15 protein-coding genes and 1 pseudogene are annotated in these 17,580 nt (G+C 56.1%); 2 read left to right on the top strand and 14 right to left on the bottom strand.

Annotation, left to right across the window (positions count from 1 at the left end):
* The first annotated feature begins 2 nt into the window (after positions 1 to 2).
* Positions 3 to 905, top strand: a complete 903-nt coding sequence (locus ETW24_RS02925; RefSeq protein WP_129369669.1) for a GlxA family transcriptional regulator — start codon at positions 3 to 5, stop codon at positions 903 to 905.
* Between the two features lie 549 nt (positions 906 to 1,454).
* On the opposite strand, the gene ETW24_RS02920 is transcribed toward ETW24_RS02925, so the two are convergent.
* The 13 genes from ETW24_RS02920 to ETW24_RS02870 form a co-directional block, all read right to left on the bottom strand.
* Positions 1,455 to 1,937, bottom strand: a complete 483-nt coding sequence (locus ETW24_RS02920; RefSeq protein WP_129369668.1) for a GFA family protein — start codon at positions 1,935 to 1,937, stop codon at positions 1,455 to 1,457.
* A gap of 41 nt (positions 1,938 to 1,978) precedes the next feature.
* Positions 1,979 to 2,365, bottom strand: a complete 387-nt coding sequence (locus ETW24_RS02915; protein ID WP_164982679.1) for an ACT domain-containing protein — start codon at positions 2,363 to 2,365, stop codon at positions 1,979 to 1,981.
* 167 nt (positions 2,366 to 2,532) lie between these two features.
* Positions 2,533 to 3,687: a multidrug effflux MFS transporter gene (locus ETW24_RS02910; RefSeq protein ID WP_254695688.1), complete on the bottom strand. Its 1,155-nt coding sequence runs from the start codon at positions 3,685 to 3,687 to the stop codon at positions 2,533 to 2,535.
* Positions 3,688 to 4,415: 728 nt separating this feature from the next.
* A complete protein-coding gene (locus ETW24_RS02905; protein WP_129369665.1) occupies positions 4,416 to 6,176 on the bottom strand; it encodes a SulP family inorganic anion transporter in 1,761 nt (586 codons plus the stop codon).
* A 91-nt stretch (positions 6,177 to 6,267) separates the two neighbouring features.
* Positions 6,268 to 7,164, bottom strand: a complete 897-nt coding sequence (locus ETW24_RS02900; protein ID WP_129369664.1) for an MBL fold metallo-hydrolase — start codon at positions 7,162 to 7,164, stop codon at positions 6,268 to 6,270.
* 18 nt (positions 7,165 to 7,182) lie between these two features.
* The gene (locus ETW24_RS02895) at positions 7,183 to 8,148 is read right to left on the bottom strand and encodes an ABC transporter ATP-binding protein (protein WP_129369663.1); all 966 of its coding nucleotides are present in this window, start codon (positions 8,146 to 8,148) and stop codon (positions 7,183 to 7,185) included.
* The gene (locus ETW24_RS02890; protein ID WP_129369662.1) at positions 8,145 to 9,125 is read right to left on the bottom strand and encodes an ABC transporter ATP-binding protein; all 981 of its coding nucleotides are present in this window, start codon (positions 9,123 to 9,125) and stop codon (positions 8,145 to 8,147) included. Before ETW24_RS02890 ends, ETW24_RS02895 begins: the two co-directional genes overlap by 4 nt.
* The gene (locus ETW24_RS02885; protein ID WP_129369661.1) at positions 9,125 to 10,039 is read right to left on the bottom strand and encodes an ABC transporter permease; all 915 of its coding nucleotides are present in this window, start codon (positions 10,037 to 10,039) and stop codon (positions 9,125 to 9,127) included. The genes ETW24_RS02890 and ETW24_RS02885 overlap by 1 nt, the downstream gene beginning before the upstream one ends.
* A complete protein-coding gene (locus tag ETW24_RS02880; RefSeq protein ID WP_129369660.1) occupies positions 10,039 to 11,019 on the bottom strand; it encodes an ABC transporter permease in 981 nt (326 codons plus the stop codon). Before ETW24_RS02880 ends, ETW24_RS02885 begins: the two co-directional genes overlap by 1 nt.
* 112 nt (positions 11,020 to 11,131) lie before the next feature.
* A complete protein-coding gene (locus tag ETW24_RS02875) occupies positions 11,132 to 12,712 on the bottom strand; it encodes an ABC transporter substrate-binding protein (RefSeq protein WP_129369659.1) in 1,581 nt (526 codons plus the stop codon).
* Between the two features lie 166 nt (positions 12,713 to 12,878).
* Complete coding sequence (locus ETW24_RS24135) at positions 12,879 to 13,055, bottom strand: hypothetical protein (protein WP_164982678.1); 177 nt, start codon at positions 13,053 to 13,055, stop codon at positions 12,879 to 12,881.
* A 706-nt stretch (positions 13,056 to 13,761) separates the two neighbouring features.
* Complete coding sequence (locus ETW24_RS24130) at positions 13,762 to 13,926, bottom strand: hypothetical protein (RefSeq protein WP_164982677.1); 165 nt, start codon at positions 13,924 to 13,926, stop codon at positions 13,762 to 13,764.
* Positions 13,927 to 14,030: 104 nt separating this feature from the next.
* Positions 14,031 to 14,798, bottom strand: coding sequence for a hypothetical protein (locus tag ETW24_RS02870; RefSeq protein WP_129369658.1), 768 nt, complete (start codon positions 14,796 to 14,798; stop codon positions 14,031 to 14,033).
* A 228-nt stretch (positions 14,799 to 15,026) separates the two neighbouring features.
* On the opposite strand from ETW24_RS02870, the gene ETW24_RS02865 reads away from it, so the two are divergent.
* Positions 15,027 to 15,266, top strand: coding sequence for a helix-turn-helix domain-containing protein (locus tag ETW24_RS02865; protein ID WP_129369657.1), 240 nt, complete (start codon positions 15,027 to 15,029; stop codon positions 15,264 to 15,266).
* Between the two features lie 1,007 nt (positions 15,267 to 16,273).
* Here the strand turns inward: ETW24_RS02865 and ETW24_RS02855 are convergent.
* A pseudogene (locus tag ETW24_RS02855) lies at positions 16,274 to 17,483 on the bottom strand (IS3 family transposase).
* Between the last annotated feature and the right edge of the window lie 97 nt (positions 17,484 to 17,580).

The following is a 17,580-nucleotide window of genomic DNA, read 5'->3' as shown; positions in this document are numbered from 1 at the left end:
AGATGTCCGGTACTTTTGAGGTGCGGCATCTGTCACCCGACGGGCGCCCATACACCGACACCAATGGTCGCCGGGTTACCCCCCAAGGCTGCCTCGAACAATTTCCGAAACCGCGCGACATACCGAAGCTCGTGATCGTACCGGGATTGAACCTTGACCCGCACGCACAGCCACCTGAAAGCTTTGAAGATGCCGCAGAGTGGTTGCGTATGGTCGCCGATGCTGGTGCTCTGATCACCTCGACCTGTTCAGGCGCATGGCTTCTGGCCCATGCAGGCCTTCTCAACGGGCTCGAGGCGACGACGCATTGGAACTACGCCGAAACTTTGACGCGCCTTTACCCTAAGGTCCGTCTCCGCCGAGAGCGGGTCTTGGCACCGGCTGGTGCAGGTCACTCCGTCGTGACGGCGGGCGGCGCCTCGTGTTGGGGCGATCTGATGCTCTACCTGATAGCGCGTTTCGCAGGCGCGCACGAGGCGAGGCGAATCGCCAAGGAGTTCCTTTTGCAGCCCCATTCGGACGGTCAGCTCTGCTACGCATCGCTGGTCGCTACGAGCCAGCATGACGACCAGTTGATTGCTGAGGCGCAGGTCTGGGCGGCACAGCACTACGACACACCCAGCCCCGTCGCTACCATGGCAGAACGCAGCGGCATGACCCAACGCGGGTTCCACCGCCGGTTTAGGAAGGCGACCGGTCAGGCGCCGGTAGATTACATCCAGACCCTGCGGGTCGAAGAAGCAAAGCAGCTTCTCGAAACCACCGCCGCGCCTATAGATGAGATCGCTTCGGAGGTCGGCTATTCTGAACCGTCGAGTTTCCGGTCGGCGTTTAGAAAGCGCGTCGGTATCTCCGCGTCCGCGTATCGAAAAAAATGGAGGGCACTCGCACCCATGGATACTTGAGAGGATAGGTTGAGAACAGTTTTGATCTTTCCCAAAGTCGCGCATTGTGACCAGGTCACAAACGGTCCTTTCGGGCTGTTGGTGAACATGTTAGCAGGATCAACGGCTTGGACGTGAATGAGATTCGCGGCAGAACTTGTTAGGTTCTGACACGTTTTCGCCGGGGCGGCATGTCTCGGCGCTATCTGGCACGCGCACGGATCACGTATCTCAGGCAGCACCCAGTCAGGCACCATCGGTCCGAAGCGCGCCGCAGTTCCGGTAACGACAATGGAACCCGGTATCGTCGAAGCAGTCGCTCAGTTCTCGCCGGCTAGGGACCGCAGTACGGGACTTTGCCGCCATTGCCCTTCCTGGTGTTTGCTGACGCAGCATTCGCTCGCGGGTGCGGCGTGATTTTCGCTTTGAAGCGGCATGTGTCGCCAAACCGGCCGTTGAAAGTCAGCCCGAGGGGCCAAATACAATCCCCCCTTTCGCCGCAACGTGGATCGACCAACGAGGAGCGGACGAAACGGGCTTTCGCTACGGTTGCGCCAATGGCTGCTGCTGTTAAGTGGTGACTGGCTTCGAATGAATGGTTGGCTCGATTGGCGTTCCATCAATTTCTGCCGCATGATGATCGAAGATCTTCACGTTAGGAGGCAACAGAGTCCCTGGCTGAGCCTCGGAAACGAATATGTGCTTACTATTGTCCGGCCCGACCTTGATCGCATCCGGACTGTCCAGCGTTCCCAGGTATATGCCAATCTTGTCCGGCCACCTTTCGAAGGTTAGCGCCAACTTGGTCCCGCAATCCGAGCAGAAGTGCGCGTTGACGTTTTTGCCGCTTCCGTCAGAGGGTTGCGTGAAGACTGCAGGGGTGGCAGCGGTGAAGCTAAAGTCTTGTCTCTCAAAAACCGGCTGGATCATTCGATCAGACCCAGTCGCACGTTGGCAAAACTTGCAGTGGCAAATGGTGACCCAAAGCGGTTCGCTACCTGTGTCGTAAGTCACCTTCCCGCAAAGACAGCTTCCAGTTAATCCAGTCGGCATACTTTCTCTCAACCTTTTCAGTTCGTTATCTACGTTAGATGCTAGTTGTTTATGATGTGCCCTGCTGCTCTCAGACACCGAATTGCCTTTTCAGTTTCTTTGGTTGGGATCAGCACATGCTCGCCGTCATAAGTGCAGACGACAAATACGCCGATGTCATTGGAGGACAGCGGCGCAATCAGCGATTGGACAATTCCAGCAGCATCAAATGGAAAGGGACCCACAGTATGCAAGCAAACCCAACCCTTTTCCGTCTGAATTTCAGCAGGAATACGATCTTCGAGGCAAACCAGGGTTGTCTCGTCATCCGAATAGATTGCAGCCTTGAATCCTGGCCCACTAAACCACTCCGGAATGTCAGTATCGGTGGCAAGTTGCGAGACGGCAAAACGTCCAGGAACGAAATTCACATTTAGGGTATGGTTCAAAAAAGACGCCCTCCACAGTTTGACTGAAGAAGGACATTCCTGGCTGTGACTTCTGGAGTCACGCGGGAGCTTCATCTTCCAAGATGATAGTTCCGCGCAGATTAGGTTATCGGATCATTAAAGCCAAGCCAACATTCGCGCAGGGTGCAGTATCGCGCAGTTTGGGCTCAAAGCGATGGATCGCTGCTCCTTGCCGGATAGCCACCCTTCTTCCTCAGCCATGCCGCCCAAACGGCAAACGCCATTGCCAATCCCGATGCAGCCAGCATCAACATAAGCAGTGTTTGGCCTCCGTTCGTCTGTGGCACAAGGTTGCCCGTCACCGACGTCAAAACGGCACCACCAGCAACGATGAGAGCGCCGCTCAATCCGGCATCGCTTCCGGCGAGATCAGGTCGAACCGACATGGCACCGGCATTGCATCCGGGCATTGTAATCCCATTCCCTAAACCAACGAAGATGGTGCTCGCAAAGAAAAGCTCCGCTGACCTGATACCCGATGCGAAGAGCAAAAAACCTCCGAAAAGACCAGTGCAAGCCACAACCCGGCCCGCAATCATGATGGTTGTCGGTTCGAAGTGTTGCCCAACGCGACCGGCCAGGAAACCGCCGATCATAAAGCCAACAGTAATGGTCCCGATGTAGAGTCCAAGTTCGGCGGTTGTGACATTGAAAGTGGACTGCGCAACAAGGGGTGCGCCCGTCAGAAAGATGTAGAATGCGCCGACGGAAAGCGTGCCGCAGAGTGCGTAGGCCCAGAAAAGGGGCTCACGGATGAGCGCCGTCGTGCCAGGCACCGGAGTGCTGGTATCTGTTGCCCTTTGAGGCCTCGTCTCTCCGAGGTCGAACCAGCAAAGCAGCAGCAATCCGAAGCCCGCTGCAGCGTAGAAGCCAAAGACGGACCGCCACCCAAAGAAGGTGTCCAGCACCCCTCCCAGCATGGGACCGATCATCGGGGCGATTGCCATCGCCATTCCGATATAGCCGATCAGGCTCACAGCCTCTCGCTCCGTTCTCGTGTCCCGAACTATCGCGAGAGAAAGCGCATACCCGCCGATGATGCCGCCTTGGAGCATTCGGCAGAACAGAAATGCCTCGATGTTCGGAGCAAAGGTGCAACCCGCAGAGGCAAATGCGAAAACAAGCAAAGCCACCAGAAGAACCGTCCGCCTACCGATCCGGTCTGACAAGGGACCGATGATGAGCTGGATGATCGCTGTTATAGCCAGGTACCCAGAAACAGCCCAGCTCACAGTGCTGTAGTCAGTTTTAAGATCGACAGCGATATTGGCCAGCGAGGGTAGGAACATGTTGAGCGACATCGGTGAAAACCCCGTCAACAGGATCAATGTTATCAAATGCGGAGGTGTTCTCGTGCGGTTCATCTTGGCGATCTGATCTTTAGAAACAAAAAAAGCCCCCGAGAATGTCGGGGGCGCATGGAAACGGATATGGAAAACCTTATCGGACCATGCACCTTTTGCTTACTACGACGACGAAATTGAAGGTCATGGATTCACTCCTTTGAAAGCGAGCGTAGTCAGCTTGATCGGTGGTGGCAACACGTAAAGCCGTCGTTCGTACAAGCCGCAGCAACCGGTAAACTGGGGCTCGAAGCCCGATTTTGCCGCTTCCGGCCCGGAGGTCGGCTCATTAAACACGAACGACCGCCCCGCGAAAGAGACCACTGAAGTTCAAGGGTTTAGCCCTTTTCGCTGATGGCCGGTTCCGTCCTGTCCCTATCGCGGTGCTTGCTGCGTTGGCATTCGGCGGCACTGAGCCCGGACCGGACCTGTCAAATCTGTGCGGCACACACAAATGGGGAGGAATGCTTCTGCACTTTTGCAAAGAACGGTCTGCGGCGCAGCGGAACATTCGGCCATTGGTAAAAGGCGCAGCAAACTTGAAACCGTGAAATTATTCAGAGTGGCGAGTCCAGTACGTCTGCTTAGCAAAGCCGAGGGCATTTTTGTGTTTGTGGTATCCAAGGTGGTAGCCCGATCGGAAACTCTTACGATGACTCTTTAAGTGGGCAGAGCAAAAAAGCCGCCTAGCCGGGCGGTAGTTCACACCATTTGCTTATGTTTTTCGAGTCGCCTTCGTCGCACGTCAGTGACGTCCAAGCTTCGAACTGGGAAAGATAAATCTGGCCATTCAACTTATGCAAAAGGTGCGATTTGCTGAGACGATCCATAACCGGTCCTTTTACTTCGGAGAGATGAAAGCCTATGCTCAAGTTCTTCAGCCTCTGATTGATTGCTTCAAGGCTTTCGAGCGCGGAATAGTCGACGTCGTTCACGGCAGAAAACATCAGCACGACGTTCCTGACGTCACCTCCGACGGGCACGCGGGCCGCCAGCAAGTCTTCCAGAAATCGCGCATTCACAAAATACAGGCTTTCGTCGATCCGGAGCGTCACCAGAGCTGGATCAGTTACGACCTGATGGCGCAAAATGTTGCGGAAGTGCTGGGTGCTCGGCACAAGGCCGACCTCAGCGACATGAGGCCGGGAAGTTTTATAAAGGTGCAGCAGAACTGAAATGACTACACCTGCTGCGACGCCAATCTCCACGCCGAGTCCTAGAGTAAGCAGGATTGTAGTTGCAACTGCGATGAAATCCGCGCTGGAAATCATCCATGTTTTCTTCAGAACCGAAAGGTCGACGAGGCTGAGGACAGCCACAATGATGGTGGAGGCGAGCGTCGCGTTCGGCAGGTAGTAAACCAGGGGTGTCAGGACCATTGCAGCAATGGCGAGTCCAACAGCCGTATATGCGCCCGCTGCCGGGGTTTCTGCACCGGCGTCGAAATTCACAACCGACCGGGAAAAACCGCCAGTAACAGGGTACCCGCCTGTAAAAGCTGCACCGAGATTTGCTGCCCCAAGAGCAATAAGTTCCTGGTCCGGATCAATGCGCTGCTGTTTTTTGGCTGCAAGCGTCTGGGCAACCGACACAGATTCGACAAAACCAATCACGGAGATCAGAACCGCAGGCACTAACAGGACCCGGATCAGATCTCCAGACAACCCTGGCATGGTGAGCGGGGGCAGGCTTTGCGGCACATCACCAACAATTCTGACACCTGCCGCATTCAAATCAAAAACCCAAACAGCAACAGTTGTTGCCACCACTGCGGCGACGGGCCCGGCCTTGGCCGCGATATCTGCAACAGCTTCGGGGGCGCCCAGCCGTCTCAAACTTGGTTTCAAGCCCTTGCGCACCCAGAACAGAAACGCTGCGGCCAAGCCGCCGATGATCACAGTAATACCATTCGCTTCGTCAAGACGGACAAGGAGTGCGCCCAGCATTTCCGGCAAGGTGTGCCCTCCGGCGCTGATGCCAAAGATATGCTTGAGCTGGCTTGTAGCAATCAGAATGCCCGAGGCCGTGATAAAGCCTGCAATGACCGGGTGGCTGAGGAAGTTGGCCAGAAAGCCGAGCCGGAAAACCCCCATCAGAAGAAGAAAACCGCCCGACAGGAATGCCAGGGTCAGCGCGGCGACAGCATAGCCTGCCGTACCCTGCTCTGTGACCTGCCCGATTGCTGAAGCAGTCAGCAATGACACAACAGCGACCGGGCCAACGGCCAATGCGCAGCTCGTCCCGAAGATTGCGTAGAGGATGATGGGCGCAATAGAAGCATAGATACCTGCCTCAGCAGGCAAGCCGGCCAGGAGGGCATAGGCCAGTGATTGCGGGATCAGCATGATGGTTACGATCAGCGCCGCAATCAGGTCGTTCGAGAGCGCTGCACGGTCATAGGTGCGGCCCCAATTGAGTATGGGTAGATATCTGCGAAAGTCAGGCATGTCAGTCCGTACGGAAAATTGGAAGTGTGCGCCCTGGGTGAGGTGTAGAACCCTGCATGAGGTTGTGCTGCCAAGGCATCAGCCTTAGCAGTTAGCCGCTTGCCTGAACCTGTCTCCCGTTTTCCCGGTGCCAGGCACCGACATCAAAAGATACGTGATCGCCAAAGCTGTCTATCCGGGTTTCCTGCGGCAGGTTGGCCGGGCAGTATCTGGCTTGGGCGGTCGGCAAATGTTGTACATTGGATTGCGTCGCAAGCCACTTATCTGCGGAAAACAGCGTGCTTTGACGCAAGACCACATTCCAGATGAAGTAGTGGTGCGGGATAACGACCCGCGGTTTTATCTGGCGGATAACGTCTTCGGCCATTGGATAGCCAAGGACATGCTCTGAATCGTCAACGGGCAGCAGCAGAATGTCGATGTGCCCTAGCTGCTCCCAGATATGTTTCGGGGGATTGTGCCTGTTGTCACCCCAATGCAGGATCCGCAGCGCACCGGTTTCTACCAGCAGCATGCAGTTGTCCCAGCTACGGGCGTTGTTCGGCGGCAGTACGGGGTTGCCGCCGAAATAGGTGTTGATTTTCTGGAACTCGTAAGGCGCGAAGGTTTCGTCGGTGGCGTGTTTGTCAGCGATGCCGGTGATTTTCAGATCGCCAAACTCATAAGTTCCGATCAACCGGTCCAGCAGTACGCTGGCGTCCAGCCGGTGCAGCGCGTCATGATCGAAATGGGCATGGGTCGATGCCCCAATGTCCACGCTGGTTTCCGGAAAGTCATGAAAGAACCAGTCAGCCTTGCCGGTCGGCAGGTTGCGCCAGGGGTCGATCATCAACGTGATACCGGCAGGCGTGGTGATCCGAAAGGCAGATCCGCCGAAATAGGCAATCTCCACGTCATCCTGTTGCGGCTGGCAATCTTGCCGGTATTCCATCATCCGGTTGTGGTTTCTGGCTGAACGCCAGGCCGAAAGCCCCGAGCTTATTGTCATAATGTCCCGCCCGCCATGTCACTCTGCCAGATGGCAGGCAACCCGGCTGCCATTAATGTTGCGCATCTGTGGACGGACCTGAGAGCACTGCGCGGTTGCAATCGGACAGCGCGGATGGAACGCGCAGCCAGAGGGCGGGTTGATCGGGTCGGGAATTTCGCCTTGGGGCGGCTCCACTTCACGGCCGAATGCGTCCATTTTAGGTGCCGCTGCCAACAGCATCTGAGTATAGGGGTGTTTGGGCGCCTCAAACAGATCGTCGGGGGCTGCCTCCTCGACCAGGCGGCCCAGATACAGCACGCCAATCCTGTCGGAGATATGACGCACCACCGTCAAATCATGGCTGATGAACAGATAGGTGAGGCCGAGGTCGTCCTTAAGATCGCTCATAAGGTTCAACACTTGTGCCTGCACTGAAACATCAAGTGCCGAGGTCGGTTCATCGCAGACGATCAGTCGGGGCTGGGAGGCCAACGAACGGGCGATGCAGATCCGCTGGCGCTGGCCGCCGGAAAACTCATGCGGGAACTTGTCGGCGTCTTCTGCCGAGAGGCCCACCTGCTCCAGCAGACGCTCAGCCAGCTCTTTGGTGTCACCGCCCTTGGCGGCGACCGGTTCTGCAATAATATCCCGCACCCGCCAGCGCGGATTCATCGACGCATAGGGGTCCTGAAAAATCATCTGGATCGCGTCGCGTGCTTTGGTAATCGCAACGGCATCCGTTTCCCGGTTCAGGTCCACGCCCGAAACTTTGACAGCGCCGCTGGAGTTTTCCAAAAGGCCGACCACCATCTTGCCGATGGTAGACTTGCCGGATCCGCTTTCGCCCACCAGCGAATAAACGGTCTTTTCCTTGATGTCGAAGCTGACATCCGAGACCGCAGTCAAATGCGATTTAGGAAGCCGTTCCAGCACTCGGTTCAGCCAGGGTTTGGAAACGTCAAAGACCCGGGTCAGCTCATTGACGGAAACGATGGTGTTCATGCTGCGCCCTCCAGTTTGATTGCATGCCAGCAGGCGGAACGGCCATTGTCGGCCTCAAGCGTCGGCGGCGGGCTGTTGCGGCAGCGTTCAGTTGCCCGTTCGCAGCGCGGCGAAAAAGCACACCCCTGCGGCAGGCTGTGCAGCCGCGGCATAGCGCCGGGGATCTGGCGCAGGCGGTGCTGCCCGGCCGATGCCGAAGGTGTCGAACCCATCAACCCGTCCGTATAGGGGTGGCGCGGCCGGGTGACTACTTCACGCACATCGCCGATTTCAGCCATGCGGCCGGCATACATCACCGCCACACGGTCAGCAGCTTCTGCAATCACCCCCATGTCATGGGTGATCAGCATCACCGCAGTACCGCGTTCACGGCACAGCCGTTTAAGCAGCGCGATGATCTGCGCCTGCACCGAAACATCCAGCGCAGTCGTAGGCTCATCAGCGATGATCAAAGAGGGTTCGGCGCACAGGGCAAGCGCAATCACAACCCGCTGTCGCATGCCGCCGGAAAACTCGTGCGGGTAGCTGTCGATACGCTCGGAAGCTGCCGGGATGCCGACTTCCTCCAACGCAGCAATAGCGCGGGCACGGGCCTCAGGCTTGGTCAGCTCCAGATGCTCCATCATGGTTTCGGTCAGCTGATCACCGATCCGCAACAGCGGGTTGAGCGAGGTCAGCGGATCCTGGAAGATCATTCCAATCTCTTTGCCGCGCAGCCGCCGCATTTTTTCACGCGGCAGGTTGTCGATACGCTGCCCGTTCAGCCGGATCTCACCTCCGGTGATGCGGGCGGGCGGATTCAGAAGACCTATGACTGCATTGCCAGCCATGGATTTGCCTGCGCCGCTTTCGCCAACAACACCGAGGATTTCGCCCGGAGCAATGTCATAGCTGACCTTGTCGGTGGCACAAAGGCGTGCGTGACGGGTTGGGATTTCGACCACAAGGTCACGAATGGAAAGGACAGGATCAGTCATTAGCGCAACTTCGGATTAAGGGCATCGCGCAGCCAGTCACCCAGCATGTTCACGCTCAGCGCAAGTGTCAGAAGGGTCAGGGCAGGAAACAGGAGGATCCACCACTCACCAGAGAACAGGAAACCTTGGCCGATACGGATCAGGGTTCCGAGTGAAGGCTGTGTAGGCGGCGCGCCGACACCCAGAAAGCTGAGTGTTGCTTCGGCGATAATGGCCAGCGCCAGGGAGATCGTCGCAATGACCAGAACCGGTGACAGAACGTTAGGGAGGAGATGGCGGATCATGATGACCCACCTGGAACGCCCGATCAGCCGCGCCGCCTGCACATACTCCCGGTTTTTTTCGACCAATGTCGCTCCGCGAACCACACGGGCAAACTGGACCCATTCACCCAGGCCAATGGCCAGGATCAGGACCCAGATTGCCATCTGGTCGCGGTATTCAACCGGGGTAACTCCTTTGACAATCCCGAAGATCAGCATGGCGACAAGAATCGACGGGAAGGTGAGCTGCACATCGGCAACCCGCATGATGATGGTTTCGGTCCAACCGCCGACATAGCCGGCAAGCAAGCCGAGAATAATGCCCAGAACCATCGCAAATGTAACGGACAGCACACCGACCATCAGTGAAATGCGCATGCCGTATAAAATAGTGGAAAACACGTCCCTGCCCTGATCATCCGTTCCCAGCAGGAAGACTTCCCCGGTGAACTCATTGGGGTGCATTGGTTTTGAAAAACCGTTCATCAGGTTCAGGGTTGCTGGGTCGAACGGGTTGTGCGGTGCGATAAGCGGAGCAAAGATTACTGCTAGTGCCAAGACCAGCACGATCGATGCGGACACCACCGCAACGGGAGAGTTTCGGAAGTTCCAGGCAAGGTCGGAATGCCAGATGTTTTTGAGTTTTTGCATTAGTGTGCTCCTGCCTTGCTGGTCCGCAGGCGCGGGTCGATGAGGAAGTAGAGAAGGTCAACAATCAGGTTGATGCCAACAAAGAGAACCGAAATCAGCATCAGATAAGCTGCCATAACAGGGATATCGACGAACTGGACCGCGTTGATGAACAACAGTCCTACGCCCGGCCACTGAAAAACGGTCTCGGTGATGATCGCAAAAGCAATGATGCTGCCCAATTGCAGGCCGATGATTGTGATGACAGGCACCATGGTGTTGACTAGCGCATGGCGGAAGTAGACCGCCCTTTCCCCTAAGCCCCGTGCCCGGGCAAACCGGATGTAGTCGGTGCGCAGAACTTCCAGCATTTCCGAACGGACAAGCCGCATGATCAGCGTCATCTGGTAAAGGCCAAGCGTGATGCTGGGCAGAACAAGAGACATAAGGCCGCTTTTGGTCAGAAACCCGGTGGACCATTGTCCAAGCATCACTGTCTCTCCGCGCCCGAAGGAGGGCAGCCAGCCCAGTTCGACCGAAAACACATAGATCAGCAGGATGCCTATCAAGAATGTTGGTAGCGAGACCCCGATTAAAGAGGCGGTCATAATCGTGTTGGCCAGCCAGCCATCCCGCCTGATCGCCGTGAAAACACCCAGCCCGATTCCCAGCACCATGGCCAGGGTGCCTGAAACCAGCGCAAGTTCCAGAGTAGCGGGCGCGCGCTCAATCAGGATGTCTGCGACGGGCCGCCCCTGGCGGTAACTGAGACCGAAATTGCCCTGGGCGGCGTTTTCAAGAAAGCGCCAGTACTGGACCGGAAACGGCTGGTCCAATCCCAGGTCGGCGCGCAGGCGCACAACGTCTTCGGCTGTGCGCTCCTGTCCCAGCATGTTCTCGATCGGGTCGCCCACAAAGCGAAACATGGAAAAGGCGACAAGACCGACCACAAACAGAACCAGAACGGACTGCATTATGCGGCGGATGATATAGGCTAACATTGACTTTGATCTCCCTGACCGAAGACTGCGACAGTCCGCGGGGGTGTTCCCCGCAAGCGGACGCGAACTCCGGCGCAGGCACCCTCACACAAGGGTGCCTGACTGGTTTTCCTTATTTGAAGGCGAAGTACTTGAACTTCGGGCTGTCTTCCGGATCGACAATCGAGTCGACATGGGACTTCATGCCCCAGTTCAGCACCTGATGGTGGATCGGCAGATAGAGCACGTCTTCCTGAACCTGGTCCCAGATGGCACCAATCGATTCATCGCGGGCGGCAATATTGGTTTCGCTTGCCAGTGCCTCGATCGCTTCGTCCAGCCTGGCGTTCGAGTAGCGGGTATTGTTCCACGAACCGTAAGCCTCACCCTTGGTGTGAACCAGGAAGTTGAAGATATACTCGGAGTCGTAAGTCGGAACGCCCCAACCCAGCATGTAGAAGTCGGATTCCAGATTGTTAATGAGCGGGAAGTGCTGAGCCTTGGGTTTGGCGTCCAAGTTCACCTTTACACCGATCTGCGCGAACATGCCTACCGACGCCTGACAGATCGCTTCATCATTGATGTAGCGGTCGTTGGGGCAGTCCAGCTTGATCGAGAAGCCATCGCCGTAACCGGCCTCTTCCATCAGCGCCTTGGCCGCCGCGATGTCGGTTGCCGGAACCGCGTCCAGTTCGTTGGTCCAGCCGTTCACGAAGGGGGGCAGTACCACACCGGCGGGCTGGGACTGGCCGCGCATCACGATCTTCTGGATGGCTGCGCGGTTGATTGCCATGTTCATCGCCTGGCGCACGCGCACGTCTGACAGCGGGTTTTTGCCATCGACATTATCGTTGGCCAGATCCGCATCGCCCTGGTTCATCCCAAAGAAGATCACCCGGTTCTGCGGTGCCTTGCGCACGTCCAGGCCTTCTGAACCGTCCACACGGGAAAGATCCTGCACTGGCACGTCCTGGATGAAGTCCACTTCACCGGACAGAAGGGCAGCGACACGGGTCGCCGGATTCTGGATCGGCGACGCCTCGATCCGCGTCACTTCCAATGGGAACTGCCCCATGCCCCAATAGCCGTCAAAACGCTCCAGAACGGTTTTCACGTCCGGCTCGCGGCTGACCACCTTGTACGGGCCGGTGCCGTTGGCGTTCTTGGCAGCATAGGTGCTTTCGCCACCCTCATAATCCTGCACGTCCACCGCACCGTTGGCCTCTGCCCAGCCCTTGTCCATGATCAGCAGATTGGTGAGATTGTTGGGCATGATCGGGTTCGGGCCTTTGGTCACGATCTCAACCGTGTAGGGGCCGGTGGCACGGACTTCCGCAACCGAGGCCAGCACTTCCCGGTAGTTGCTTTTTTCGGTCATTGCCCGGTTCAGCGAAAAGACCACGTCTTCACTGTCAAAGTCAGCGCCGTCGTGGAACCTGACCCCTTCGCGCAGGGTGAAGGTCCAGACATTCGGGTCATTTTCCGAAGGCGCCCATTCGGTGGCAAGGCCAGGAACCAGCCCGCCTTTCATGTCACGGTCCACTAGCGGCTCCATGATCTGGCGGCCAAGCGTGATCGTCGGCCCCTCGTTCTGGGCATGCGGATCAAGGGTCAGTGCATCGCCCGCACGTGCCCATTTCAGGGTTTCAGCATATGCTGGAATACCTGCAGCAGCGCAAAGCACGCTGCTCAGCAGAAGCGACTTGAGTTTCATGTTTCTCCTCCGTGTTGCCTCTGAAGGCACGGGAAACCCGTTCGGCAAACCGGGTGGTTTGCCAGAGCGCCGTCAAAGGTCCATTATTGGTGAGGCCTTGCGTTCCTCCACGATACGCAAGTCAACTTTTTGAGCGCTGAGGTCTGAGCGGCATTTCAGCGCAAATTTACTTTGATTGGTTTTGGATGATTTTTTGACCCAAAGTTCGCGTCATTTTATTGATATTGGGGTTTTTTGATCTAATTTTCTGGCCAAATGCGATCAAAACAACATCATCGCGCTCACGTAGCACTGATCTTCTCCCGCTGCGCAAACGCTGGCTGCGCGCGTTCTGCAACCACATCCGGGTCTCTCCCACAAAGCTGTTTTGCCGTTATGAAGTGGAACACGGAGAACCAGAATAGGAATGAAGCAGTACAAGCCTGTAGAGATTGTCACTAAGCTACGGCAGGTTGAGGTGCCTCCCGAACAGACCTTGGTTCAGCCGTAGAGAAAGGAAGTACTGTCCCGCTCTTCAAGGATTGGTCCCGGTTGCGGCGTAAGGATGGTAGGTATTTCGCTGATTACCGTACCGGCGAATGCCCGGAAACGGGAACACCGCTGCTCCGCCGCAAATCGCGTTCTGTACCTGAGAGCGGATACTGCGTCGGCAAACACCCGGAAGGGCAACGGCAGCAAAGTCCGCGACCCGTGAGTTGCCGCCTCAATCTTTGCTGCGCCTTGCACCAACGGCCGGTTTTTCCACCGCCTTGCAGCGCCATGAACCAAGCTGATGCAGCGATTTTCGTGCTGCGAGCGCGCGCTGCGAGAAAACCGAATTCAAACAATGGGCTCATTTGAGGCATTCGCCGCATTGCCCTTGAACGGCTGCTACGCAGCAAACGATCCCTGCTGGACGGATTGACCGGGCTGTCCTGGCAAGGCTGCCCAGTCAGATTTTTGAGAAGGTAATGACCGAGCGCGTAAAATGTTACAGAAAGTCGTTGCGAACCTCGGTGCAGCTGAGCTGGCCATTGATGCCAGCACAAGCGATATCGTTCAGATACGAGTCAATTTTCGTCTAGCCACTCACTCAGACCGTGCTTCGCATCTCTCCGCGCGTAATACACGCGATAGATTGCTTGGTCGATCAAGTCTGGGTCTTTCGTGGCATAAGCTTCTTGAAGCAACTTAAGCTGCGCATCTGGATCTGAGGCAATTTCCTCGTCTGTCATCTTCAGCCGCCCTTCCATTTTTACTGAAACCCTTCTCTGCTTCCAGCCTGGCACCTAACATTCACACTCTGATAGTCGAACGATTTGAGCGTTCCCGGGCATAGTCAGATCAATCTCTGCGCGCGAACACCGTTAGATTTCCCACCCCACAACCCCCGTCGTTCAAGGGCAGATCGTGCAGTTTTCCAGGCAACACCTGCTGCCATTGCTGCTTTGTTACACGACCTAGTATACCGGTAAGTCTCGACAATCATTTCCTCGTCATATCGTTTTCGACTGTTTGCAACTGGCACCATCCGTCCAGTTTTCTTGATCCAATTCGATACCGTGTGTCGGGTCACACCATGACGGCGGCTCAGTTCACGAATTGATACATCCCGCTCCCAATCTTTTGCGACCTCCTCGCAGATGTCGATCCCGACGTCTCTCAAGACTGCTCTACCTTCACTCTGGGTCAGGCCGTGCCAGAAAGAAAAACTGCGAATTGACTGAACAAGCCGGTACCTTTCCAGGAGCACATCCCGAGACGGCAGCGTCGGTCGTGCCGGTTGATCCAGGAAATTTTGCCCATTGCAAACGACCATCTCATTTGCTCTTTGGGGGTAGCAGTACCGGACACAATCTGGATTGGACGCTCCTCCATCCCCCAAACTTGGCAGAGGTTCTGGTCTCTTGGGCCAGAGTTTCATTCGTTTTCTTCCGCGGAATTCTGTTCTCCGTTTCTCAAGATCTTCAATGGCAGCACTATATTCGTCGACAATGGCTTGAGCTTCATGGAGTTTCTGCGTGAGCTCTAGCAGCTGGATTTCTTGTTCCTCTGACAGACCTTGGTTTTCAGGATGTCCAACCGCCGAATTCACTTCATTTTGCATGATGCCCCCTGGTTCCACGACTTCTCCACCTAGGTAAACTCAATCGCCTTTTGACTCGCAGGTCATGCAAATTCGCAATCACACAAGTTGAACTTCGTACTTTGACCGAGTTTTCTAAGGGCAAACTCAGACAAACGCAGAGTTTGAATCTTTTGAATTGAAGACTGCTCGCTTTTTCGAATCACTGATGCACAGAGCAACTACGAAGTCTAAGGACTTGCACTGGCCATGAAGATCGACCTGGAAAATCACGAGCTTCTAAAATTCCGCCTTCGTATGGCCGGCTCGTCGATGGCAGAAATTGCTCGGCACCTAGGGATCAACCAAAGCAGTGTCACTGTGGTGAGCCAAGGATACCGACGGTCACATCGTGTGCAGGCCGAAATCGCCCGTCAACTGGGCACGACACCTCAAGAACTCTTTCCCGAACGCTATGCAACAGAGGAGGATGTCACGAAACACAACTGAAATCGGGAAAAGAAAAAGCCCTTCCACTGCAATGGAAAGGCCTTTTCGGAATAAGTGTCGTTTTCTACCCGACGCCCCATTCTTCCCCCGATCCAAACCGAAAGTCAACCTGCCGGAACCCTCTCCGGCGGGTCTGTTCAACACATCCAAATCAGGGGGAGATCGCACCCTCCAATTCGCTCAGCACTCTGCGCGGGTTGGAGGTCTGCACTCCATACAGAATGAAACAAACACTTGTTTACCGCGGGCCGGATCCGAGCCACGCGACCCGCCATATCACACGCCGTTCACGCGCTAGCCTGCGAGGTTCCTTGGTCGCCAAACTTCCTGGATACGAACGACCCCGCATTCTCCAGTTCGAAAGTGCGCTAGAATACGCCTTCCTATGCCTGATGCTGGTGCGCACCGATGTCGATCACATCTGGGACCAGCCTGCCGCTGTTTCATATGTCGGCGCAGATGGTCGCTGGCAAAGCATGTCTTTGATTTCCTTGTTACACTGTCAGATGGAGAACGTGTCGCAATTGCCGTGAAGCCAATGCAGCGTGCTATCCAACGAAACTTCCTTTCCGAGCTGGAACGGGTTGCCGCAGCGATGCCAAAGAGATTTGCCGACCGCAGCCTGCTCATCACGGACAAACATCTGGATCGCAAGGCTGCGGCGAATGCAGCACGAACGCTGGCCTTTTCCCACCGGAGATTTGAGGAGGCCACCGCATGACTACCCGCTATCGATTTTCCAATTCTGATATGCTGGCTTCTCGCGGCGCGGCCCTGCGCCCTACCGCAGTGGACGCAAATGGTGTCCACTTTGAGCGCCTCGGTCAGCCTGGCATAACTGAACTGCTATCTCATGAGGAGGTCAGCAATCTCCTTCGCGGACCGGAGACAACGTACTACGCAGGTTACTTTGATCGCAGCATCCAGGAGCTACGGAACCGGAAGCCTGTAAACGTCATAAACGAATTGTGGACGTGTCCCGCTTTCGTGCCGCTCCAAGTGCTCGTTTAGGCCACTTTCCGTTCGAATGCGACGGGGCTTTTCCAGCCCAATGCTGAGTGCCGCCGTCGCGGATTGTAGAAGCCATTGATGTAGTTGAAGATGGCCAGTTCAACGGCCCTACGCGTTGGCCACGACCTTCGCCAGATCAGCTCTGCCTTGATCGTCTTGAAGAAGGTCTCGATGGCCGCATTGTCATAGCAATTTCCTTTGCCGCTCATCCACTGCCCCGGCAGTGCATGTTTACATGCATGAGAGGGGGACACGCTGAACCCGTGTTGTCGCAGGATTATCTGATAGTCATGAGAACAGTATTGCGATCCACGATCCGTATGATGAATGCAGCCCATAGGCGGTGATCTGAAGGCTATAGCCATGTTCAGCGCCCGGATCGCCAAGTCCCGCTTCATCCGATTGCTGATGGCCCAACCGATCACCCGCCGGGAATGCAGATCAAGGATCACCGCCAGGTAGAGCCAGCCCTCGCGCGTCCACACGTAACTTATGTCACCTGCCCATTTCTGATTGGGCGCATCTGCGCAGAAATCCCGGTTCAGCAGATTGGGTGCGATGTTGAAGGCGTGGTTGCTGTCCCCCTCTCGGCTGATTGCTTCGCAATCGTCTGCCGGGCAATGGTCGTCACCTTGTATTTCTTAGATCGTTCGACACGGATGCCATTCTCACGCATCAAACGCCCGACGCGACGATGGCCAATGTTCAGGCCCAACTCCTTCAGTTCCTCGGTCATCCGTGGGCGGCCATAACTGCCCAGGCTGAGGCGAGATTGTTCCTTGATATGCGCCAGAACGACCATGTCAGTGCGCTGCCTTTGACTGGCCGGGCGGCTGCGATAGGCCCGTAGACCGCGCTCACTGACATCCAGCACATTGCACATCCGCTTGGCGCTGAAGGTATCAGTGTGTTCTTCGATGAACCTGAACCTCATGGCTTTTGGCCCGCGAAGAACTGCGTTGCCTTTTTTAAGATCTCCCTCTCCTCCTTGAGAATGCGGTTCTCCCGTCGAAGCCGTTCATTCTCTCGGGCAAGGTCGAGGTCTTTGTCGGATACCACCTCGGTGTCGCGATGCGCTGTGATCCACTTGTTCAGGGTCGAAAGGCCAACACCCAAATCAGAGGCCACTTGCTTCCTGCTCAGCCCGCTCGTCAGCGCAATCCGCACCGCATCGGCCCGGAATTCTTCTGTCCGTTTCAGTCCCATAGTTCGTCTCCTTTGCTGCAATAAATGCTATCAAAGGAGCGGCATCAAACCGCGACACGTCCATTCGTATTTCAACGACCGCCAGAGCCGCTCGACG

It is taken from the genome of Leisingera sp. NJS204 (assembly GCF_004123675.1).
GTDB lineage: Bacteria > Pseudomonadota > Alphaproteobacteria > Rhodobacterales > Rhodobacteraceae > Leisingera.
The sequence above is the reverse complement of the archived record's forward strand: the minus strand, read 5'-3'. Positions and strand labels throughout refer to the sequence as shown.